This is a genomic window from Zoogloea sp. 1C4, from assembly GCF_009469605.1.
Taxonomy (GTDB): Bacteria; Pseudomonadota; Gammaproteobacteria; order Burkholderiales; family Rhodocyclaceae; genus Zoogloea; species Zoogloea oryzae.
On sequence record NZ_SSXU01000004.1, the window covers coordinates 301,744 to 324,327 of the forward strand.

Sequence of the window (22,584 nt, forward strand, 5' to 3'; positions counted from 1 at the left end):
GCCATGCCCTATCCCGCCGCCCTCGGCCAACGCCCGCTGGAAGTCCACGAAGCCTACGCGGCGCTGGAGCAATACGCCGCCGACTACGGCCGCGACCCGCTGCTCCTGCTGATGCACGCCGCGGTGCCCGAAACCCTGCGGCCGGATCTCCTCAACCTGATCCGGGTGAACTTCCTCGCCGCCCACGGGCCCGACCCCAGCCTCGAGGCCGACGTACTGTTCTCGCCCCTCGCCACCGCCCTGGGCGGCGGCTACTACCGCATCGACGCCCAGGTGCGCTGGCACTGCCTGGTGATGCTGCGCTCCCTCTACCGCCACGACCCGCGCCCGCGCATCCGGCGCATCGCCGAGCTGCTGTGGCGCTACGTGGAAGCCCGCGAACACCAGGCCAGCCGCGCCGCCGACCCGCAGCTGGCCGAATTCCTCGACATCCAGCGCTGGGTCGCCCTGGCCTTCCTCGAACCCGCCAGCGCCGCCCACGCCTTCGCCGACGCCCTGCGCCAGACCCACGCCGACGGCAGCACCGTGGCCCTGCGCCTGGGCGGCCTCGCGTCCGCCATCGAGCTCCCCCTCGCCGGCCAGCCCGAGCTCCTCGCCTACGCCCGCGGCCTCGACGCCCTCGCCGGCGGCAACGACGCCGAAGCCGAACGCCTGCTGGGCGCCCTGGGCAGCGACGAGATCCGGGTGGGCGACATCGTGCTGAAGGCGCCGGAGGCGGTGCTGGCGGATTACCGGGCCACCGGGGCAAGGGCGGGCGATCTGGCCTCCAGCGGCAAACCACGGCGGACGTGTCTGGTGATCCAGCCCGTCGGCACCTGGACCGACCCCGACAACGGCCGCATCGTGGACCTGGATGCCGCCTATCGGGTGATCCGCGAGACAGCCGCCGACGCTGGCCTTGACTGCCACCGCACCGACCTCCTCGCCCTCGTCGTCAGCGCCAACGAGCAATGGCCCGCCCTGCTCCGCAACATCCTGAGCGCCGACGTGGTGATCTGCGACCTGAGCACCGGGGATGTCGCAATGCGCTATCTGGCGGGTGTGTGCTTCGCGCTGGGGGCCCACAAGGTGTCGCTCATCGCCGAAGCGCAGGCGTCTAAGTGGCAGCCACCGGCGCTGTTCGGCAGCGTGATCCGCTATTCAGCCTCGGAGAATCCGGAAAGCTGGGGCAAAGCTGCACTGGGCACGCAGCTCACCGCCACCGAGGCGTCGCAGCCCCCTGTCGGCCACAATCCGATTCACGGGGCGTTAGCTGAGCCTCCGACAAGCATGGCGGCCCCGCCGTCACTTGCAGCCGACGGGGAGATGGCCGACCAGACGCCACCCTACGCCACGTCGCCGGGCGACCTCACCTCCGTCTGCCCGGTGATCCAGGGCTTCGGCTTCAGGACCGATCCCGTCACCGGCCGCAGCCTTGATCTGGACCAGTCGTACGCGGTGATTGCCGCAGCGGTGACGGCGGTCGGCTTCGAATGCACCCGACCGGACATCACCTCCGCCGGCCTGCCCAGCGAAGCGCTCGACCTCCTCCTGCGGGCGCCCGTCGCCATCGTCGACCTCTCCCTCGGCCTGCCCGACGTGCTGCTCCAGCTCGGCCTGCGCCACGGCCTGCGGCCGGGCCGCACCCTGCTCCTCGCCGAAGAGGGCTACCGCATCCCGCCGGAACTCGCCTCGCTGCGCATCCTGCGTTACAAGGATGGCGTCAACCAGAGGGACAGCACAGAAGCCCGGCGCCTGCAGGTCGAAATCACCCGCTGGCTCAAGGAAGCCATGGCCAACCCTGCCGTGGACAGCCCGGTTTACCTCACCCTCCCCAACCTGCGCCCACCCGTGCGTCGCCCGGCAGCGCCCGAGCCGGAAACCCTCGCCGAAGATCCCGCCCCACCCCAGTCTCGGCCCCGGGTGTTCATCTCCTACGTCCACGAATACCGCCAGTACGCCGCCCCCCTCGCCCGGGCCCTGCAGGCCGAGGGCATCGACGTGGCCTGGGACATGGACCTCAAGGCCGGCGACAACTGGCAGGAAAGGCTCACCGCGATGCTCGACGAGGCCGACGCGCTGGTGGCCGTGGCCGGTACCCTCACCGCCGGCCGGCCCAATCCGCTGGCCGAGATCGAGCGGGCGAAGCAGCAGGGCAAGCGCCTGTTCCCGGTACTCGTCGATCCGATCAAGGAGCCCGCCACACTTCTCGAAAGCTGGGCGGCGAACACCGATGACAGTGGCTACGTCCGGTGGCTGGCCACCGTGTCCGAGGCCGAGCGCCCGGCCGCCATCACCGAGACCGCCCAGCGCATCGCCGAAGCCATCTCGCTGAGCGCCGCGCCCGCCGAAGGGGCTGAAGCAGAGGAGGTGGCTGAATCGGAAGAAGCGGCGGCAGCCACCACCGCCACCTGGGAGCTCACCATCCGCCAACGGGGCGAGGGTGGGCTGCAATTCGTCCTGCTGATCGACGGCGAGCGCATCGAGGCCACCGTACACTTCCAGCAGACGTTGGTGGTCAAGCTGGTAGACGAACTCCTCGCCGGCATGTATCTGCTCCCCGACGCCGCGCAGGCGCTCCGCCAGCTGCTGCTACCCCGGGAGTTCATCGCCCTGGGCGCGCCCGCCCGCTACCGTCTCACCCTCGGCCCCGGCTCCGCCGCGCTGCCGTGGGAGCTGATCTTCCACCACCCGGACGACCCCTTCGCCCACCTGGGCCCGCGCAACGTGTTGCGCCGTCTGGACGGCCTGCGCATGCCGCAGCCACGCCGCACGCTCAGCGCCCGGGCGCTGCTGATCGGCAATCCGCTCATCGTCGGCACCTTCCCCATCCACGAAGACGGCCAGCCAACCCTGCTGGGTGTGGAGCAGGAACTGGCCGGGGTGGCCCGATCGCTGACCGCAGCCGGCCTGGAGGTGAGCGTGGGCACCGAAGAGAGCGCCTCCACGGTGATGAGCCGGCTGTTTGGCCGGGATTACCGCGTCCTGCTCATCAGCGGCAACGCGGTCTATCGGCACCTCCTGCCCGACGGGCATCGGGTAAGCGGCTTCGTGCTCAGCGACGGGGTGTTCCTCACCGCGCTGGAGCTGAAACAGATGCGCACGATGCCGGAACTGGTCTTCCTCAACGGCTGCCACGTGGGCCGCGCGGCACTTGGGGGCGACGACGGCCCATCGGAAAACATGGTGCTGGCGCTCCTGAAGGCCGGGGTGCAGGCGGTGGTGGCCCCCGGCTGGGTGGTGGATGACGATGGCGCGGCCGAGTTCTCCGAAACCTTCTTCGCCGCCCTGTCCGAAGGCCAGCGCTTCGAGGATGCTGTGGCCGCCGCCCGGCAGGCGACCTTCCGGACCGCGCCGCAAGCCACCACCTGGGCCGCGTACCAGGCCTGGGGCGACCCGGACTACCGGCTGCTGCCGCCGCCCGCGTCCGAAGCCGCCTGACCCGCCGCCCGGTACTTCTGCCAGCCGCTCCAGCTGTAGAACACCAGCCCGATCCAGATCAGCGCGAAGGTGGCGAGCCGGGCCGGCGGCAGATCCTCGCCGAACAGCCACACCGCGGTGACCAGCTGCATCGTCGGGTTGATGTACATGAGCATGCCCACGGTGGCGAGGTTGAGGCGCTGGGTGGCCGCCGCAAACAGCATCAGCGGCAGCGCCGTCAGCACCCCCGACATGGCCAGCAGGAACAACGTGGTGCCGTCGTGGCCGGTGACCACCCCGTGCCCGCGGGCGCCCTGCCACAGGGCGTACAGCCCCACCAGCGGCAGCATGGTGAGGGTTTCGAGCCACAGGCCGGAGATCGCATCCACCGGCACCTGCTTTCTCACCAGCCCGTAAAGCCCGAAGGTGCCCCCCAGGAACAGCGACACCCACGGCAGGCTGCCCAGCGCGGCAAACTCGTTGCCCACCGCCGCCACCGCCAGCCCCACGGCCAGCCACTCCTTGGGGTTGAGGCGCTCCTTGAGCACCAGCATGCCCAGCATCACATTGACGAGCGGGGTGAGGAAATAGCCCAGGCTCGCGGCGATCACCAGGCGCTGGTCCACCGCCCACAGAAAGCCCAGCCAGTTGGAGCCCACCAGCAGCGCAGCCAGCGCCAGCCGCGGCACCGCGCCGGGATGCCGGGCCGCCGCGCCGAGGCGCGCCCAGCCCCGGTTGGCGGTGATGATGAGGCTCACGAACAGGCACGCCCACAGGGCGCGGTTGCACAGCACGTCGGCCGGGCTCACGTGGCCCAGCTGCCGGAAGAACAGCGGGAAGAAACCCCAGATGCCGTAGGCACCGAGGCCAAAGCCGATGCCGGCGAGGGTTCTGCCTTTTTCCACGATCGGGGATTTACGGAGATTCGGAGCCGCACGATAGCACCGGCCATCGGCCAATGACCGTCCGGGTTTTCCCAGGCGCTACAATGGCGCCATTCCACTGCAAGGAAGGCCCGTCATGTTGATCATCTTCAAATCCCCCGCCAGCGGCGACGTGATCATGTTCGAGAAGAACGGCAAGGAAATGCTCACCGTGCTCGAAAAAGACCCGGCCGACCCGAAGGGCATCTTCACCGTCGAACAGCTCCCCGCCGCCATCACCACCCTCAAGGCTGCCATCGAAGCCGACAAGGCCAAAAAGGCCGAACAGTCCGACGACGCCGACAAGGACGACGAGCCCAAGACGCCCGGCGGCGTGGTGAGCTTCTTCCAGCGCGCGGTGCCGCTCCTCGAGCTGCTCGAACGCTCCCTGAAAGACAAGGTGCCGGTCACCTGGGGCGTCTGATCGGGCCGGAGCCACGCCGTCATGACTCAACGCGACATTGACCTGGCCCTCGAACTCGTGCGCGAGCACCTGCCTGACCTGGGCATCCCCCGGCGCCTGTGCACCCGCCGCCTGTCACCGGCGGGCCGGGTGCTCGGCCAGTACCGCTGGCACTCCGACACCCTGCGCCTCAACCCGCGCTACCTCGCCCGCCTGTCGGACGACGACGCGCTGGACCTGCTCGACACCCTGCTCCACGAACTCCTCCACAAGGCCTCGCCCCTGTGGAAGCAGCTGCGCGACAGCTTCCGCCCGCACCCCGAAATCTGGATGCGCGCCGAATCCCTCGCCACCCAGCTCGGCCCCACCTACCTCGCCCGCCGCCGGACGGCGGAGGTGACGGCCTGACCGGCCCCGGCTGGCACCCGCCAGCCGGATTTCAGGTTTCTTGATTTACCCAGCCCCCGTGGCTAACATCGATTTGCGCAGCCAGATCCGGCTCGCGTCACTTTTAGAGGTTTGGATGTTGGAGCTTGCAGTAATCCGATAACCCGATCCCTGCTCCGGCAGGCGTATTCAGGTTATCGCGATCAAAAACGTTTGGCGTGCCGCCCGCTGGTGGCCTGCCGTTTCTGTTCGTTCAGATTACTGCCAATGGTTTTCCAACATGACCACTTCCAGACCGAAGCAGGCGCATTCTCACGCGCCCGCCAATTCATTCCCCACGTCTCATTCAGGCGAAGCCATCGCCAGGATCACGGCGGTCGATCGCGACCATTACATCGTCAGGCGTGACGAGCGCGAGGTGCCCGCAAGGCTCACCGGCCGGGCCGTCCATTCCGCCGATTCCCCGGTGGAGCTTCCCTGCGTCGGTGACTGGGTCAGCGTGACGTTTCACGACGCCGGCGCCCATGCGAGCATCCTCGACATCCAGCCGCGCACGTCGTTTCTGAGACGTCGCCGCCCCGGTGGCAACGCTGAGTTCCAGATGATCGCCGCGAACATCGATGTGGCCTTCATCGTTCAGTCGTGCCACTTTGATTTCAATGTGCGACGGCTCGAACGCTATCTCGTCATGACGCGCGACGGGCAGATCGAGCCGGTCATCCTGCTCACCAAGACCGACCTGATCAGCCCCGAGGCGCTGGATGATTTGCTCGCAAGCATTCGCCGTGCAGGCATCGACGCCCGCGTCATCCCCATCAGCAACGTCAGCGGTCAGGGCGTTGAAACGGTGCGCGAGTTGATCCTGCCGGGAAAGACGTACTGCCTGCTCGGCTCGTCCGGCGTTGGCAAGACGACGCTCGTCAATGGCCTGATCGGCAAATCCGATCTGGCCACCGGCGTGGTGAGTCACTCCGGCGAAGGCCGGCATACGACCACCCGGCGCCAGCTCATCGCGCTTGAAAACGGCGGGCTGTTGATCGACATGCCGGGCATGCGCGAACTGGGCATGCTCGATGTCAGCGAAGGCCTCGACGCCAGTTTTTCCGATGTCGAGGCCTATTCATCGAGGTGTCGCTTCGCCAACTGCACGCACACCAGCGAGCCGGGCTGCGCCATTCAGGCTGCCATCGCCCAGGGCGCGCTGGACTCTTCACACCTTCAGAGCTACCAGAAGCTCAGGCGGGAATCCGAATTTCACGGCATGTCCCACCCTGAGAAGCGCAAGAAGGACAGGGCCTTCGGAAAGGTCGTGCGGGCCACCATCAAAGCCAAGGGGAGGCGATACGACGATTAGCAGCTAGCACATAGGCAAAAGGGCGTTTCCCGGTACGCGGGGAAACGCCCTTTGCCGCGCGCATTTTCTACCGATCAACACCCGCTTCGGCTTGCCGATGCAGTCGGTCAGCCGGCTCAGGCATCGGCAATCGCCGCGCCGTTCGCCACCACCAGCGCGAACGCGTCCGACATCCCGGCCAGGTTGGCCCGCTGCACTTCTGCCGCCGGCACCACGCTGCCGTCCGGGCCGGGCAGGTCGCGGGTGGCGGTGGCCGACGCCGGCACGCACACCGGCCAGCCCAGGTTCACCGCGCCGCGAGCGGTGGAATTGACGCAGTTGTGGGTCATGAAGCCGCAGATCACCAGCTGACGTTTGTCACCCAGCGCGTTGAGCTGCGCCTCCAGATCGGTGCCGATGAAGCCGTTGGCGTGGCGCTTCACCACGCGCCCCTCGCCCGCCACCGGCGCCACCTGGCTGGCAATCGCGCCGTTCTCGCCATTCACGTCGAAGGGCGATCCCGGGCCAGCATCGTGCTGGATGTGGATCACCGGCGCACCCACGGCCCGGGCCCGGGCCAGCAGCGTCGCGCATTCGTCCATCGCCGCCTCGATGCCGTCGAGCTTCATCAGGCCGCTCAGGTAGGTGTTCTGGGCATCGACGATGATGAGCACCGACTGGGACAAGGGCGCCGGCGCGGCGGGTTTGCCCATCAACTGGCGCAGGGTGAAGGCTTCGGTCATGACGTGTCTCCTTGTGTTGGTTGGGATGGCTGCAGATTAGGCCCGGCGACATCCTGCGTAAATGCACACGATTGCCGGCCGCTCCTGCAAAATTGCAACACCCAACCCGGAGCCCCGCCCATGAACTGGGACGACCTGCGCTTTCTCGTGGTGATCGGCCGCGAAGGCACCCTGGCCGGCGCCGCCCGCCGCCTGAAGGTGGACCAGACCACCGTCGCCCGCCGCCTGCGCGCGCTGGAAGACGCCCTCGGCACGCCCCTCTTCGAGCGCAGCGACGGCCGCTGGCAGCCCACCGCCACCGGCGCCCGGGTGCTGGAGCGCGCCACCCGCATCGAGGAAGACGTGGCCGGCCTCACCCGCATCGCCGACGCCGGCCGGCCCGGCATCCACGGCACGGTGCGCATCACCTCGGTAGGGGCGATCATCGCCGACTGGCTGGTGCCGCGCCTGCCGGATCTGTACGCCCGCCACCCGGGGCTCGACGTGGCGCTGGTGGGCAGCAACGACAACCTCAACGTGGCCCGCCGCGAGGCCGACATCGCCATCCGCCTGGCCAGGCCAGAGACCGGCGACTTCGTGATCCGCAAGCTCGCCGACGTGGGCTTTGCGGTCTATGCCTCCGCCGCGGGCGAGCCCCCCGACTCCTGGGTGTGCTACGACGAAGACCTCGCCCACACCCCCGAGATGCGCTGGCTCGCCCCCCGGCTGGCCGACAGCCGGGTACGCCTGCGCAGCAACGGCGTGGAAGCCCTCACCCGCGCGGTGGCCGCCGGCATCGGGCAAGCCGTGCTGCCCTGCTTCATCGCCGACACCCACACCGGCCTCACCCGCCAGAGCGGCCCGGCGCCCGTGGTGACACGGGAGTTGTGGCTGCTGATCCACCCGGACGCAAAGCAGCAACCGCGGGTGGCCGCCGTGGCCGAATGGCTGGCAGCCCAGTTCGCCGAGCATCGCCCCGCCTTCCTCGGCCCCCCGTAGGTCTTCTGTAGGTCGGACTTCAGTCCGACATCGCTGCCGCACAAGCCGACGCATGTCGGACTGAAGGCCGACTTACGGGCGCACCGGCGTGCGGGTCGGGCCGTCCGCCATGCGGCATAACGACGCACATTAGAAAACACTAATAAACCAAGGCTATATTGAAAGTGACCGGCCAGCCTGCCGGTCCACCGCCGCCCGGTCGCATGACCGTCTCTCCCTCGGCCTGTCTCCGGGCGGTCCCTCCCCGCAAATCCGGAGACCGCCATGACATCGCGCCACATCCTGTCGCTTGCCGCCCTGTGCTGCCTCGTGCTGACCGGCCCCGTCGGCGCCGCCGACACCACCTACGGCAGCCAGCTCATGACCCCGCAGGAGCGCGCCGAACACCGCGCCACCCTGCGCAACCAGGCCACCGAGGCCGAGCGCAACGCCTACCGACAGCAGCACCACGACGCCATGCAGGCCCGCGCCCGCGAACGCGGCGTCCAGCTGCCCGACACCCCACCTGCCCAGGGTGGCGGCGCCAATCGCCGAGCCGGCGGGCAGGGCATGGGCCCGCGCGGCGGACGCTGATCCGCTCCACCTCCTGCCTCTCACACCACCGACCGCCATGAAAACCCATCGCCTCAGGATCGCCTCGACCCTCTTCGCCGCCTGCCTCCTCGCTGCCTGTGGCGGGAGCGGTGGCGGCACCCAACAAGGGGGCGCCCCCTTCGTTGTCAATGCCGACGGCACTTCCAGCTTCGTCAGCAGCGCCCTCGGCACCACGCTGGCGGCGCTGCCCCTCGAAAGTCTCAGCACCGCGGAGAGTGCCTCGCTCACTTACATGCGCGAGGAAGAGAAGCTGGCCCACGACGTGTATGCCCGCCTGAACACCCTGTGGGGCAGCCAGACGCCCGTTTTCGGCAACATCGCCCAGAGCGAGGCCACCCACACCGAAGCCGTCCGGCTGCTGCTGGTGCGCTACAGCCTGCCGGACCCCGCCGCCAACCTGGGCGAAGGGCTGTTCGTCGCACCGGTGCTGCAACAGCTCTACTACGACCTCACCGCCCAGGGCAGCACGTCGCTGATCAACGCCCTGCGGGTAGGCGCCGCGATCGAGGAGATCGACATCCTCGACCTGGAAAACGCCCTGCCCACCATCGACAACCAGGACATCCGGCAGGTGTACGCCAACCTCCTCAAGGGCTCGCGCAACCACCTGCGCGCCTTCGTGCAGGCGCTGGCCCAGCAGGGCGTGACCTACACCCCGGCCTACCTCACCACCGACGCCTACACCGCCATCGTCACCACCGCCTTCGAGCGCTGAGGCCCTCGCCCACCTGTAGGTCGGGTTAGCGCAGCGTAACCCGACATGCATTTCCACGACTGACGTGACGTGATTCGATCACCGGTTGTCGGGTTACGCCCTGCGGGCTAACCCGACCTACAGGTCCTACAGGTGCGCAAGAATCAGCCGCCGGTGAGTTGGGCGTAGAGCAGCGGCAGGCGGGCGGGGAGCTCGGCCGGGTTGCGGAGGATGGTGTAGCCCGCCGGGCCGAAGAGGTGCGGCAGATAACCCTGGCCTTCCTTGTCGATGGTCACGCAGAAGGGCCGCACGCCTTCCTGCCGCGCCGCGTTGAGGCTCATCCGGGTGTCTTCGATGCCGTAGCGGCCTTCGTAGTGATCCACGTCGTTGGGCTTGCCGTCGGAGAGGATCAGCAGCAGGCGCAGGGCTTCGGGGCGTTTGGCGAGGATCTGGGTGGCGTAGCGGATCGCCGCGCCGATGCGGGTGTAGAAGCCCGGCTTCAGCGCCCCGATGCGGCCGCGGATGCGGTCGTCGGCGGGCTCGTCGAAATCCTTGATGCGGTGAAAGCGGATGTTGTCGCGCTTGCGGGACGAGAAGCCGTACAGCCCGAACGGATCGCCGGTGGCGCCCAGCGCTTCGGAGAACAGCCACAGGCTGTCGCGGATCACGTCGATCACCCGCTGCTCGTCGCTCACCCAGGTGTCGGTGGAGAGCGACAGATCGGCCAGCACCAGACAGCACAGATCACGCTCGCGGCGCTCGCACGACAGATAGCCGCCGGTGTCGCCAGTGACGTGGCCGGTTTTACGATCGGCAAAAGCGCGCACCACGGCGTCGATGTCGAGCTCGGGGCCATCCGGCTGGTTCTTCAGCCAGCGGCGGGCCGGGGTGAGCGCCTCGAACTGGTGGCGCAGGCGCCGCGCCGGGCGCAGCAGGTGCGAGGGCAGCGCGCAGGGCTGGGCGTCGCGAGGGTCGAGCACGGTCAGGCTGCACACGTCGCGCTTGAGCTGCTGCTTCTTCCAGTCCCACTCGGGCAGCAGGATGCCGGATTGGAGCGGCACGTCGTCCTGGGCCGCAGAGGGCAGGTCCAGGTCGAAGCGCACCTTGGAGGCGGTGTCGGTGCCGTCCTGGGCCACCGATATCTTGTCCATCTCGGCAGCAGCGCGGGCGGGGTTGTCGTCGGCGTCGTCGTCGTGGCCGCGGTTGACCTTCACGAACTCGGCAAACGACAGCAGGCTCTCGGCCCGGAAGGGCAGGATCAGGCCGTTCTTGCCGTCTGGCATGTCCTCGCGCTGGGCCTGACGGCGGCGGTCGGTGGCGTCGGCAGACTTGGCGCCGCCTTCGCGCTGGTCGGCCGGGGTGGGCGTAGCGGATTTCTCTCGGCGGTCGATGGCCACCGGCGCCGGGTAGAGCCACAGGGCCACCGGCGTGGGCGGGCGCTTGGCGGCGGGCAGGCTGGCCACGCTGCCCGGCTCCAGCAATGCCTGGCGGATCGCCCGCTCGGCGGCGGCTTCGTCGGCCGACAGTTTGGTCGGGTCGGGGCGCTCGGCAATCACCGCCTCCACCAGCCGGCGGTAGCGCGCCGCAAAGCCGGGGAAGGCATCCAGCGTGGCGCGGCTGGCGGCCTGGTTGGCGGCGATCCAGCCGTCGGCGTCCAGCCCGCCATCGGGCAGCGCCGCGCCCTGGGCGATCAGCCACAGGTAAAGATCGCGGTTGAGGCTGCGCGCGGGAAAGAACTCGATGCTCGCCGGCAGGCGCAGGGTTTCGGCGTCCCGCGCGGCGTGGGCGGCCTTCTCGCCCACGTGGGCGATGCGCTGCAGCCAGTTGCGCCGGGCGCCGTGCTCGATCTCGGCCGCCGGCGCCACCCGCAGGCCGGGGTCGCCCCCCAGCGCCCGGAAGAGGATGCCGGCCGTGCGCTCGATGTCATCCAGCCGCACGGCGGCATCCGGGTAGCTGCGCGTAGCCGCCCGGGTGATGAACTTGTGCCACAGACCGCCGATGAACTCTTCCATGCCCACTCCACCTTCCACAGGCCGGGTTTGTACCCGGCAAAAACACACCGCGACATCCCTGTAGGTCGGACTTCAGTCCGACATTCCCCACACGGGAGCACGGGGCAACAATGAGCGGCAATCCGGCCTGCGGTGGGTGGAGGGGTGTCGGACTGAAGTCCGACCTACAACCGACCTACACAACCACCTAGCGCGCCGTCCACCCGCCATCGATCAGCGGCGCCGACCCGGTGACCGACTTGGCCGCATCCGAGCACAAAAACACCGCATACGCCGCCACTTCGTCGGCCTCGACAAACTGTTTGGTGGGCTGGGCGGCGAGGATCACCTCGCGGATCACCCGCTCCTCCGGCAGGTTGTGCACCTTGGCCTGATCCACCACCTGCTTCTCGATCAGCGGCGTGCGCACATAACCCGGGCACAGCGCGTTGCAGGTGATGCCCTGCTCCGCCACCTCCAGCGCCACCGCCTTGCTGAACCCCACCACCGCATGCTTGCTGGCCGTGTAAGGCGCCTTGAACGGGGAGGCCACCAGCCCGTGGGCCGACGCGATATTGACGATCCGCCCCCAGCCCTGCGCCTTCATCCCCGGCAGCGCCGCCTTGGTGGTGTGAAACACCGACGACAGGTTGATTGCCAGCAGTTGATCCCAGGTGTCGTCGGGAAACGCATCCACCGCCGCCACATGCTGGATGCCCGCGTTGTTGATGAGGATGTCCACCCCGCCAAAGGCCGCGATGGTCGCCTCCACCAGCCCCCGCGCCGAAGCCGGGTTGGCCAAATTGGCCGGCGTATAGCCGATCTCCACGCCCGTCTCGGCGGCGAGCGCCGCGCGGACCAACTCCGCATCCGCCGCCACCCGCGAGCCGTTGAGCATCACCTTCGCCCCCGCCTGGGCCAGCGCCCGCGCCACCGCAAGGCCAATCCCCGAAGTGGAACCCGTGACCAACGCCCGCCTGCCTGCCAGAACTGCCATCTGATCTCTCCTCGAATCCCCGAGCCCACGCCCGGCTGTGCGGGTGATGCTACCGCAGGGCGGGGATGCGGCGATGACTATAGCGGCGGGGAAAGACGGGTGCCCTGTTGTGGGTCAAGAATGGGGGGAGGCGGGGCTATGACTTATGGCATATGGGCAAGAAAAGGAGGGAGGGCTAAGATTCGAGCGGCTGTTCAGCCTAGCGCCAATCAAACAGTCGTCTGCGAAGGCGGTCATCGAGCAACCCGCCTGCGCGAAACCGCAGCTCCTGCCACCACGCCTGCTGGGGCAGTTTTTTTGAATTTGAGGAGACGCTAGATGCCTGACAAGTCGGTTGCCCATCAGCACCACGCCACCTTTGAAGGCATCCGCCACGTTGACGACGAAGGCAACGAGTTCTGGCTGGCCCGCCCGCTGGGCAAGGTGCTGGACTACTCGGAGTACCGCCACTTTCTACCCGTAGTGGAGCGCGCCCGCGAAGCCTGTCGCAACAGCGGTCACCCGGTGGAAGACCATTTCGAGGACATCCTCGAAATGGTCGAGATCGGCTCGGGGGCCCGGCGCGAGCTGCCCGATGTACGGCTCTCGCGCTACGCCTGCTACCTGATCGTCCAGAACGGCGACCCGAGCAAGCCGGTCATCGCCAATGGTCAGACCTACTTTGCGATGCAGACCCGCCGGCAAGAACTGGCCGACGACGCCAAGTTTGCTCAGCTGAGCGAGGGCGAGAAGCGCCTGGCCATCCGCAACGAGCTTGCCACCCACAACAAGCATCTCGCGGCTGCGGCCAAGAGCGCGGGCGTCGAAACGACTACGCAATCTTCCAGGATCACGGCTACAAGGGGCTCTACGGTGGCCTGGGCCACAAGGAAATCCACGCCAGCAAGGGGATGCAGAAGAAAGAGCCTTGATGGCACGAAGCAGAAATCAACACCCCACGCCCGACACCGGATCGGCCAGATTGGCCGGCGTACAAAGGATATCCCTCGGTATGGGCAGCAAGCTGGGAGTGCGGTAGCAACACGACAGCGGCGAGAGAGGGAGGCCACCACCCAAGAAGCATGACAAACGGGCAATCAATAACCCCGGCGCCACCATCGTCAGCGCCCTCGATGCCACCAAGGCTCCTCGCGTGATTCCAAACCACCAACACCAGAAACTCCTCCGCCTTCTTAGCCACCGTCGTGCAATTTCCACGCTCGACCTGTTGAACGAGCTGGAGGTCTCGCGCCCCACTCTCACCCGCTACCTGCGCGATCTACGCGACACCTATGGCGTACCTTGGGTGTTCGATCGGGACCAGGACGGCTATCGGCTGGAATCCGACAATCACGAACTTGGGCGCCAGTTCGAACTACCCGGCCTGTGGTTCAGCGCCGAAGAAATCCATGCCCTGCTCACTATGCAGCACCTGCTCGTCAATCTGGACAGCAGTGGCCTGCTTGGCCCGCACATCGAGCCACTGCTCAACCGGCTAGGACGGGCACTCGGAACCGCCGACGATTCGGCCATCGAAGTAGCCCGCCGCATCCGCATCCAGACCGTTGGCGCCCGCAGCTTCCAGCTCGACCACTTTCAGGCCGTCGGCTCCGCCACGCTGCGCCGTCGCCGGCTTCTCATCGAGTACCACGCCCGCGGCAAGAACGAGACCGTACGCCGGGAGGTATCGCCCCAGCGCCTGATCCACTATCGGGACAACTGGTACCTCGACGCCTGGTGCCATCTGCGCAACGAACTGCGCAGTTTTGCCGTGGACGCGATCCACCGCACCGAGATTCTCGACACCCCCACCCGCGACATCGACGACGCCACCCTGGATCACGTCCTGGGCAGCGGCTACGGCATCTTTGCCGGCGCCGAGGTGCGCTGGGCGCGGCTGCGCTTCTCCGCCGAACGGAGCCGGTGGGTAGCCCATGAAAAATGGCACCCCGACCAGCAAGGCCGGCACCTTGACGACGGCAGCTTCGAACTGCGCGTGCCCTACAGCCAGGAGCCCGAACTGCTGATGGACATCCTTCGCCATGGTGCCCATGTGGAAGTCCTCGAACCCCCCGATCTACGCAACGCGGTCAGCCAGGCCCACAAAGAAGCTGCCGCATTGAATGCCGGATGATCACGTTATGAGCATGGGGGTACGGAAAATCTGCAGCACGGACTTCAAGAGGCTATCGCGATGAGTTTCCCCTCCGACATCTTCCTGGCTCACACCGCAGAGCGCACCGACGGCAACCCCCGCCAGCACGAACTGGGCGAGCACCTGCGCTGCGTGGCCGCGCTCGCTGCACGCAATGCGGCCCCCTTCGGCAGCGCCGACTGGGCATCCGTTGCCGGCCTGTGGCATGACCTGGGCAAGTACCGGGAAGGCTTCCAGCGCTATATCCGCAGCTGCGCCGATGCTCACATCGAGGGGCGGGTCGCAGGCCCCGAAAAGACCCATTCCGCAGCCGGCGCACTGCACGCCCTCGAAACGCTCAAAGCACGGCACGGCCCACGGGGACAACTGGCCGCCACCGTGCTGGCCTACCTCATCGCCGGCCACCACGCGGGGCTGGCCGACTGGCATGGCGGGCTCAAGAGCCGGCTGATCGACCCAAAGGCGCGCCGCGAGTACGACGAGGCGCGCACGGCCGCGCCCCAAGCCATCCTCTCCCACGCAACACCCGATCTCGCACTGCAAACCGCCGTCCCTGGCGGAATCACCACCCCCGGGGCTTTCGCACTATGGGTGCGGATGCTGTTCTCCGCCCTGGTCGATGCGGATTTCCTCGATACCGAAGCCTTCATGCGCAGCGACAAGGCCGGGGCGCGCGGTGAATTTCCGCAGCTATCCGAGATGCGCGACGCCTACAACGCCCACATGGCCTGCTTTGCGGCAGACACACCGGTGCGTCGCATTCGGGCGGATATCCTGCGCCAGTGCCGCAGCAAGGCCGGATTGCCGCCGGGCCTGTTCACCCTCACCGTCCCCACCGGCGGCGGCAAAACCCTTGCCAGCCTCGGCTTTGCCCTCGATCACGCTCAGGCCCACGGCAAGCGTCGCGTCGTCTACGCCATCCCCTACACCAGCATCATCGAGCAGACCGCCGACGTCTTCCGCAATGTGTTCGCCTCGATTGGCCGCGAATGCGTCGTCGAGCACCACAGCCAGGCCGAAAGCGATCCCGCCGCCGAAACCAGCGCCTCTCGCCTCGCCTGCGAGAACTGGGACGCCCCGCTCGTCGTCACCACCAACGTCCAGCTCTTTGAATCCCTGTTTGCAGCCCGCACCTCCCGCTGCCGCAAGCTGCACAACCTCACCCACAGCGTGCTGATCCTGGACGAGGCCCAGCAGCTGCCGGCCGAATTCCTCCAGCCGATCCTCGATGTGCTGCGCCTGCTCGTCCAGCACTACGGCGTCACCGTCGTACTTTGCACGGCCACCCAGCCGGCGCTCTCCACCACGCGCTACTTCGACCCCGCGATGAACCTGCGCGGACTCGATGACGCCACCGAGCTGATGGACGCCCCGGACGCCCTCTACGCCGCGCTCAAGCGGGTAGACGTTCAACTACCCGCCGACTTCACCACGCCCACCGAATGGCCTCAGCTCGCCGACGAACTGGCGTCCCATGATTGCGCGCTTGCCATCGTCAACACGCGCAAGAGCGCCCGCGAGCTGTTCCGCCGCATGCCCACCGGCACCCTGCATCTCTCGGCGCTGATGTGTGGCGCCCATCGCAAGGACGTCATCGACGGCATCAAGCACCAGTTGGCTGCCCGCAAGACAGGCCGAAGCAACGCCCCCCTGCGGGTAGTCAGCACGCAGCTTGTCGAAGCCGGGGTCGATCTGGACTTTCCGGTGGTCTATCGCGCCCTCGCCGGGCTCGACGCCATCGCCCAGGCTGCCGGACGCTGCAACCGGGAGGGGCAGTTGCCGCACCCTGGAAAGGTCGTCGTCTTCGTGCCACCCGACGCCATTCCGGCCGGCAGCCTGCGCAAGGCCGCCGACGCCTGCCGCAGCGTGCTCCACAACCACACCGGCGATCCGCTCGACCGCGTGCTGTTCGAGCCCTATTTCCGCCAGTACTACGCCAGCACCGATCTCGACCGCAGCCGCATCGGCGACCTGTTGAAACCCGAGCCCAGCCGCGACGATCCGCTTGCCGTCGCCTTCCGCAGCGCAGCCGACGCGTTCCGCCTCATCGACGACGACCAGAGCCCGGTTGTCGTCCATTACCGCGGCGCAGATGGGCAGGACACCACGGTGGACATGCTCCTCGGCAAGCTCGCCAAGGACGGCCCCGAACGCTGGCTGCTACGCGCACTTCAACGTTACACCGTCAGCCTGCGCCAGAAAGACGCCGAGCGACTGCTCGCCCAGGGCGACCTCGCGCTCGTTCCGGCAGTGCCCGGTCTTTATGTGCAAGCCAGCGACGTGCTCTACGACGCACAGCTGGGCCTGCGCATCGACGATCAACCTCTACCCGCCAGCGGACTCGTGTGCTGAGTCCGGCCCCGACAACCCAATCAACTGGAGTCCAAGCGAGCCAACGATGAACACATTCTGTCTGGAAGTCAGCGGCCCCTTCGCCTGCTTCACCCGACCGGAGATGAAGGTCGAGCGGGTCTCGTACGACGTCATCACGCCCTCGGCCGCGCGCTCGGTGTTCGAGGCCATCTTGTGGAAGCCCGAGATCCGCTGGACGGTCACGCGGATCGAGGTGCTCAAGCCTGTCCGCTGGATCAACCTGCGGCGTAACGAGGTGGGCGCCGTCGTCTCCACCCGCAACGTGCAGCAGGCCATGAACGCCGGCAGCGGCAAGCTCGCGTTGTTCATCGAGGACGAACGCCAGCAGCGCGCCGGCCTTTTCCTGCGCGACGTGGCCTACCGCCTGCACGCCGAGCTTGCCCTCAGCCCCAAGGCCCGCGACCCGCTCGTCAAATACACCGAGATGTTCGCCCGACGAGCCGCCAGGGGGCAGTGCGTCAATCAACCCTACCTGGGCTGCCGGGAATTTGCCGCCGACTTCCGCCTCGTCACCGACCCCGCGAGCGAGCCCGCCGCACTGGCCGAGAGCCGTGATCTGGGCTGGATGCTCCATGACCTGGATTTCGCCAACCCGGCCGACCCGCAACCCCGCTTCTTCCGGGCCCACATGACCAATGGCGTGATCGACGTTCCGCCCTTCTCCGGCGAGGGGGCACGGTCATGATCCTGCAGGCCCTGTACGACTATTACCAGCGCAAATGCGCCGCCCCCAATCCGGCCGATCGTCTTCCCGCCTACGGGCTGGAGGAAAAGGAGATTCCGTTTGTCCTCGAGATCACGACCGAGGGCGAGTTGGTGAACCTGCGCGACACACGGAGCCTTGAGGGCAAGAAGAAGGTTGGCAGGCGCTACCTCGTTCCCCAGGGCGTAAAACGAGCGAGCGGCATTGCGGCCAACCTGCTCTGGGACAACCTGGAGTACGCGACAGGCATCGACACCCGCGGCAAACCCGACCGGGTAGTCGACCAGCACGCGGCTTTTCGCGCCCGAATCGCGGCGCTTCCCGAGTCGGCCCAGGCCGACGTCGGCATCCGCGCGGTTCAGACATTCCTCGACCGTATTGATCCGTCCCGCCTGGCGCAGGAGCCGGCCTTTGCGGAAATCCAGGAAAGCAACGCGCTGATCACGTTTCAGCTCCAGGGCGATATCGAGCTTGTCTGCCAGCGCCCATCCGTCATCGCAGCCGCTGGGCAGCAGGAACCGGGCACCGATGAACCATCCTCCACTCGCTGCCTGATCACCGGCGAGGTCACCGAGCCAGAACGCCTGCACACGGCGATCAAGGGCGTCTGGGGTGCCCAGACTTCCGGCGCCAACATCGTGTCGTTCAACCTCGATGCCTTCAACTCCTACGGCAAGGCTCAAGGTGCCAACGCCCCTGTCGGCAAGCCCGCGGCCTTCGCCTACACCACCGCCCTCAACCACCTGCTGGCCAAGGGCTCACCCAACCGCTTTCAGGTGGGCGACGCCTCGGCGGTGTGCTGGGCTGCGCCGGTGGAAGGCTCGGATTCCGAGTTCGACACCCTGCTGGCCGATCTCTTTGGCACCCATGACAGCCCGGACACCGGCGTTCGGGCCGTCACCACGTTGTTCGACGCCATCCACAGCGGCCGCTTCGACGGCACCGAAGGCCAGACCCGCTATTACGTGCTGGGTCTCGCCCCCAACGCGGCGCGGATCAGCGTGCGTTTCTTTCACACCATGACCCTGGCCGAATTGGCGCCCCGCATCATCCAGCACTTCACCGATCTCACGCTCCGGCACGCCCCCCACGAGCCGGACTATCCGCCGCTGTTCCGCCTGCTCACCGCCTGCGCGGTGCAAAGCAAGGCCGACAACATTCCGCCCAACCTCGGCGGCGGAATCGTCGACGCCATCCTCGCCGGCCCCGATGCCCCCTACCCTAGCCTGTGGCTCAACGCTGCGGTCAATCGCTGCCGCGCCGAACGGGAAGTCAGCTACTACCGCGCCGCCGCCATCAAGGCCTGCCTCAACCGTTCCATCCGCCGTTTCAAGCAGGAAAAGGAGTTCCAACCCATGCTCGACCTCGACAACACCAACGCGGCCTACCGGCTCGGCCGGCTGTTCGCCGTGCTCGAAAAGATTCAGGAAGAAGCCTCGCCCGGCCTCAACGCCACCATTCGCGATCGCTACTACGGCGCCGCGTCGTCCACGCCCGTGGCCGTATTCACCACGCTGCTTCGCCTGAAGAACGCCCACCTCAAGAAACTCTCGCAAGGCCGCGTGGTGGGTTTCGAAAAGCTTCTCGGCGAAGTGCTCTCCGCAGTCACCGATTTCCCTGCCCATCTTGCGCTGGCTGACCAGGGCCGCTTTGCCCTTGGCTATTACCACCAGCGTCAGGCCTTTTTCACCAAATCCGACAAGACCGAATCCACCGAGGAGAAAAACTGATGACGCTCAACAACCGTTACGACTTCGTGCTGCTGTTCGACGTGAAGGACGGCAACCCCAACGGCGACCCGGACGCCGGCAACCTGCCCCGCCTCGACGCCGAATCCGGCCACGGGCTGGTCACCGACGTATCGCTCAAACGCAAGGTGCGCAACTTTGTGGGGCTGGTGAAGGGCGAGACCCCGCCCTACGACATCTACGTCAAAGAGAAGGCCGTGCTCGTCCAGGCCCACGAGAAAGCCTATATCGCCATCGGCGCCGAAGACGCGCTCAAGGGCGAGGACAAGAAACGCAAAGGCAGTGGCGAGACGGTCGACCTTGCCCGCAAATGGATGTGCCAGAACTTCTTCGACGTGCGCACCTTTGGCGCCGTGATGTCGCTCGGGGTCAACTGCGGCCAGGTGCGCGGCCCGGTCCAGCTGACTTTCGCCCGCTCCATCGCCCCGGTCGTCGCGCTGGAGCATTCCATTACGCGCATGGCCGTCGCCACCGAGGCCGAAGCCGAAAAACAGCAAGGCGACAACCGCACCATGGGCCGCAAGCACACGGTGCCTTACGGCCTCTACATGGCCCACGGCTTCGTCTCGTCCTTTCTCGCCAAGCAGACCGGCTTTGGCGAAGAAGACCTCGAACTGCTCTGGCAGGCGCTTGAGCAGATGTTCGAGCACGACCGCTCCGCCGCCCGCGGCGAGATGGCGACCCGTGGGCTGTATGTCTTCAAGCACGACTCGGAGCTCGGCAACGCCCGGGCCCACCAGCTGTTCGAGCGCATCCAGGCGGCCCCGAAGGTGGAGATTCCGCGCAGCTTCAACGACTACGCCGTGACCATCGACGAAGCCGAGATGCCCGCCGGCGTCACGCTGATTCGCCGCGTCGGCTGAACGACGGAGCGCACCCCCGCCAGATTCCCAGCGCAGGGGTGCGCAAGCCCGTGTTGACTCATGGAACCACCATGCCGGAAGCGCTCGACCCCATTCCCCTTTCAGCCCTCCAGCACTGGGCCTACTGCCAGCGCCAGTGCGCCCTGATTCATCTGGAACAAGCCTTCGAAGACAACATCTTCACCCTGCGCGGGCAGGCCGTTCATGCCCGCGCCGACCAGCCGGGCATGGAACTACGGGCCGGGCTGAGGGTTGAGCGGGCGCTCCCGGTGTTCAGCGATCGCCTGGGCCTGATCGGCAAGGCCGATGTGGTGGAATTCTTGCCCGATGGCACGCCCTATCCCGTCGAATACAAACACGGCTCCCGCAACAAGAAAGCCGCCATCGCAGCTTGCGACGACCTTCAACTCGCCGGCCAGGCCCTGTGCCTTGAAGAGATGAGCGGCCATCCCGTGCCCGAAGGCGCGCTCTTCTATGCAAGCTCCAAGCGCCGCCGCATCGTGCCCATCACCCCAGCCCTGCGCGCTGCCGTCGAATCCACGATTGGCGAGATCCGCACCATGCTGGCTGCCGGCCGAAGCCCGGCGCCTGTCAACGACGAACGCTGCCACGCCTGCTCGCTCCGCGATCTCTGCCAGCCGGAGGCACTTACAGACGAACGCAGCACGGCCAACCTCCACGCCCAGTTGTTCGACCCGGACGCCTGACCCATGCAACTGCTCAATACGCTTTACGTCACAACGGCCGACAGCTACCTGCACCTCGACAACGACACCCTGCGGGTCGAGGTCAGTCACGAAACCCGCTTGCGCGTGCCCCTGCACCACGTGGGCAGCGTGGTGTGCTTCGGCAATGTGATGCTGTCCACGCCGCTCATGCACCGCCTTGCCGACAGCGGAGTCGGGCTTGTGCTGCTCGACGGCAACGGGCGCTTCAAGGCGCGGCTCGAAGGCCCCGTCTCGGGCAACGTGTTGCTCCGCCAGGCCCAGCATGAACGCAGCCGCGATGCCGGCTTCGCCGTGGGCATCGCCCGCAACTGCATCGCAGGAAAGGTACGGAACACCCGCCAGGTATTGCTCCGCGGCGCCCGCGAAGCGAAAGACACGGACGAGGCAACTCGGCTCGGACGGGCCGCGGACGATCTCGCCGCAACGCTCAGGGCGCTTCCATCCGCAATGGACATGGACACCTTGCGCGGCCTTGAAGGCGAAGCCGCCCGACAGTACTTCGGTGGGCTCAATCTCATCGTCCGGCCCGAGGCACGCGCTGCCTTCCAGATGGACGGGCGCAGCCGCCGACCACCCCGCGACCGGCTCAACGCCCTGCTGTCCTTCCTGTACTCGATGCTGATGAATGACTGCCGATCGGCAATCGAAGCTGCGGGTCTCGATCCCCAGGTCGGGTTTCTGCACGCGCTACGCCCGGGCCGCGCCGCCCTCGCCCTGGATCTGATGGAAGAGTTTCGTGCTGTCGCCGATCGACTTGCCCTGACGCTGATCAACCGCGGTCAGCTCGGCGCCAATGATTTCATCGAACGGGAAGGAGGCGCCGTACTGCTTGAAGGTGATGCCCGCAAAGCGGTCGTCGTCGCGTGGCAAGAACGCAAGCAGGAGGAGCTTACGCATCCTCTGCTCGAACAGCCTGTACCCCTGGGCGTGATCCCCCTCGTACAAGCGCGCCTGATGGCGCGCAGCCTGCGCGGAGAAACGCCCGAATACCTGCCCTTCCTCATCCGCTGACCGCCGCCAATCATGCTCGTGATCGTCTGCTACGACGTAAATACCGAAACCAGCGCTGGCCGCCGCCGCTTGCGCCGAGTCGCCAAGGTGTGCGAAAGCACCGGCCAACGCGTCCAGAAGTCCGTGTTCGAATGCCAGGTCAACCTGATGCAGCTTGAAACCCTGGAGCGCGAGCTGCTGGCAGAAATCAATGAAGCCGAAGATAACCTCCGCCTCTATCGGCTTCCGGAGAGCCGAGGCTCCGAAGTAAGGGAATACGGCAAATTCCGCTCTACCGATTTCAACGGCCCGCTGGTATTGTGAGCCGCGTTGCTCACAAAACAAAAGCGCGAACCCCAAGTGACCGGCTTAACCCCGGCCATTTCGCGCACCACGCAAATCGTTGATTCATTTGAGAACTTCCTTTCAGGCAATGACCCACCCCATCCGCTATCAAGCTTCGTCTGCAGGTTCGCGCAACGCGGATCATTTTGGACAGCGGATCAGACATTTGCAGATGAAGCGCTTCGTCCGTCAGCAATGACGGACGTGGGTTGAAACCGCCTTAACCCGTCCTTCGGCTGGAAGGGTTCCGCCTGCTTC

General features: G+C 67.0%; 20 protein-coding genes and 1 CRISPR repeat array (1 of these 21 only partly in view). Of the genes, 16 read left to right on the forward strand and 4 right to left on the reverse strand.

Going from position 1 to position 22,584, the window contains the following annotated elements; translation table 11 throughout:
• The first annotated feature begins 3 nt into the window (after window positions 1-3).
• Window positions 4-3,420 carry a CHAT domain-containing protein gene (locus tag GH681_RS07325; protein WP_153160814.1) on the forward strand — a complete coding sequence of 1,139 codons (3,417 nt, stop codon included), beginning with the start codon at window positions 4-6 and terminating at the stop codon, window positions 3,418-3,420.
• Here the strand turns inward: GH681_RS07325 and rarD are convergent.
• Window positions 3,381-4,304, reverse strand: coding sequence for an EamA family transporter RarD (rarD, locus tag GH681_RS07330; RefSeq protein ID WP_153160815.1), 924 nt, complete (start codon window positions 4,302-4,304; stop codon window positions 3,381-3,383). The genes GH681_RS07325 and rarD overlap by 40 nt on opposite strands.
• A gap of 115 nt (window positions 4,305-4,419) precedes the next feature.
• Here rarD and GH681_RS07335 point away from each other — a divergent pair, with 115 nt between their 5' ends.
• From GH681_RS07335 to rsgA, 3 genes are all read left to right on the forward strand, one after another.
• Window positions 4,420-4,746, forward strand: a complete 327-nt coding sequence (locus tag GH681_RS07335) for a DUF1840 domain-containing protein (RefSeq protein WP_153160816.1) — start codon at window positions 4,420-4,422, stop codon at window positions 4,744-4,746.
• Window positions 4,747-4,767: 21 nt separating this feature from the next.
• Window positions 4,768-5,133, forward strand: coding sequence for a hypothetical protein (locus GH681_RS07340; protein WP_153160817.1), 366 nt, complete (start codon window positions 4,768-4,770; stop codon window positions 5,131-5,133).
• A 259-nt stretch (window positions 5,134-5,392) separates the two neighbouring features.
• Window positions 5,393-6,466 carry a ribosome small subunit-dependent GTPase A gene (rsgA, locus tag GH681_RS07345; RefSeq protein ID WP_153160818.1) on the forward strand — a complete coding sequence of 358 codons (1,074 nt, stop codon included), beginning with the start codon at window positions 5,393-5,395 and terminating at the stop codon, window positions 6,464-6,466.
• Window positions 6,467-6,582: 116 nt separating this feature from the next.
• Here the strand turns inward: rsgA and GH681_RS07350 are convergent, their stop codons facing one another.
• Complete coding sequence (locus tag GH681_RS07350) at window positions 6,583-7,188, reverse strand: cysteine hydrolase family protein (protein ID WP_153160819.1); 606 nt, start codon at window positions 7,186-7,188, stop codon at window positions 6,583-6,585.
• 120 nt (window positions 7,189-7,308) lie between these two features.
• Here GH681_RS07350 and GH681_RS07355 point away from each other — a divergent pair, with 120 nt between their 5' ends.
• The 3 genes from GH681_RS07355 (at window position 7,309) to GH681_RS07365 (ending at window position 9,475) form a co-directional block, all read left to right on the forward strand.
• Window positions 7,309-8,166, forward strand: coding sequence for a LysR family transcriptional regulator (locus tag GH681_RS07355; RefSeq protein ID WP_153160820.1), 858 nt, complete (start codon window positions 7,309-7,311; stop codon window positions 8,164-8,166).
• A gap of 264 nt (window positions 8,167-8,430) precedes the next feature.
• Window positions 8,431-8,739: a hypothetical protein gene (locus GH681_RS07360; protein WP_153160821.1), complete on the forward strand. Its 309-nt coding sequence runs from the start codon at window positions 8,431-8,433 to the stop codon at window positions 8,737-8,739.
• A 37-nt stretch (window positions 8,740-8,776) separates the two neighbouring features.
• Entirely contained in the window at window positions 8,777-9,475 is a 699-nt protein-coding gene (locus tag GH681_RS07365) for a DUF2202 domain-containing protein (RefSeq protein WP_153160822.1), read from the forward strand.
• 143 nt (window positions 9,476-9,618) lie between these two features.
• On the opposite strand, the gene GH681_RS07370 is transcribed toward GH681_RS07365, so the two are convergent.
• Both GH681_RS07370 and GH681_RS07375 read right to left on the reverse strand, forming a co-directional pair.
• Window positions 9,619-11,466 (reverse strand): nitric oxide reductase activation protein NorD, encoded by a 1,848-nt coding sequence (locus GH681_RS07370; protein WP_153160823.1) that lies wholly within the window; start codon window positions 11,464-11,466, stop codon window positions 9,619-9,621.
• Between the two features lie 187 nt (window positions 11,467-11,653).
• The gene (locus GH681_RS07375) at window positions 11,654-12,442 is read right to left on the reverse strand and encodes a 3-hydroxybutyrate dehydrogenase (RefSeq protein ID WP_153160824.1); all 789 of its coding nucleotides are present in this window, start codon (window positions 12,440-12,442) and stop codon (window positions 11,654-11,656) included.
• A 318-nt stretch (window positions 12,443-12,760) separates the two neighbouring features.
• Between GH681_RS07375 and dinD the strand changes: the two genes are divergently transcribed.
• From dinD to cas2, 9 genes are all read left to right on the forward strand, one after another.
• Complete coding sequence (dinD, locus tag GH681_RS07380; protein ID WP_228111810.1) at window positions 12,761-13,507, forward strand: DNA damage-inducible protein D; 747 nt, start codon at window positions 12,761-12,763, stop codon at window positions 13,505-13,507.
• Between the two features lie 142 nt (window positions 13,508-13,649).
• Window positions 13,650-14,555, forward strand: coding sequence for a YafY family protein (locus GH681_RS07385; protein WP_228111811.1), 906 nt, complete (start codon window positions 13,650-13,652; stop codon window positions 14,553-14,555).
• Window positions 14,556-14,615: 60 nt separating this feature from the next.
• Window positions 14,616-16,928 carry a CRISPR-associated endonuclease Cas3'' gene (locus GH681_RS07390; protein ID WP_153160826.1) on the forward strand — a complete coding sequence of 771 codons (2,313 nt, stop codon included), beginning with the start codon at window positions 14,616-14,618 and terminating at the stop codon, window positions 16,926-16,928.
• 46 nt (window positions 16,929-16,974) lie between these two features.
• On the forward strand, window positions 16,975-17,634 hold the full coding sequence (cas5c, locus tag GH681_RS07395; protein ID WP_153160827.1) for a type I-C CRISPR-associated protein Cas5c: 660 nt from the start codon (window positions 16,975-16,977) through the stop codon (window positions 17,632-17,634).
• Window positions 17,631-19,382 (forward strand): type I-C CRISPR-associated protein Cas8c/Csd1, encoded by a 1,752-nt coding sequence (gene cas8c, locus GH681_RS07400; protein ID WP_153160828.1) that lies wholly within the window; start codon window positions 17,631-17,633, stop codon window positions 19,380-19,382. The genes cas5c and cas8c overlap by 4 nt, the downstream gene beginning before the upstream one ends.
• Window positions 19,382-20,263, forward strand: a complete 882-nt coding sequence (gene cas7c / locus GH681_RS07405; RefSeq protein ID WP_153160829.1) for a type I-C CRISPR-associated protein Cas7/Csd2 — start codon at window positions 19,382-19,384, stop codon at window positions 20,261-20,263. The genes cas8c and cas7c overlap by 1 nt, the downstream gene beginning before the upstream one ends.
• A gap of 71 nt (window positions 20,264-20,334) precedes the next feature.
• Window positions 20,335-20,970 (forward strand): CRISPR-associated protein Cas4, encoded by a 636-nt coding sequence (gene cas4 / locus GH681_RS07410; protein WP_153160830.1) that lies wholly within the window; start codon window positions 20,335-20,337, stop codon window positions 20,968-20,970.
• 3 nt (window positions 20,971-20,973) lie between these two features.
• Window positions 20,974-22,002, forward strand: coding sequence for a type I-C CRISPR-associated endonuclease Cas1c (gene cas1c / locus GH681_RS07415; protein ID WP_153160831.1), 1,029 nt, complete (start codon window positions 20,974-20,976; stop codon window positions 22,000-22,002).
• A gap of 12 nt (window positions 22,003-22,014) precedes the next feature.
• Window positions 22,015-22,305 carry a CRISPR-associated endonuclease Cas2 gene (cas2, locus tag GH681_RS07420; protein ID WP_153160832.1) on the forward strand — a complete coding sequence of 97 codons (291 nt, stop codon included), beginning with the start codon at window positions 22,015-22,017 and terminating at the stop codon, window positions 22,303-22,305.
• A 200-nt stretch (window positions 22,306-22,505) separates the two neighbouring features.
• A CRISPR array of direct repeats spans window positions 22,506-22,584; the repeat unit is 37 nt; unit sequence GCTTCGTCCGTCAGCAATGACGGACGTGGGTTGAAAC; it runs 5,896 nt beyond the window's last position.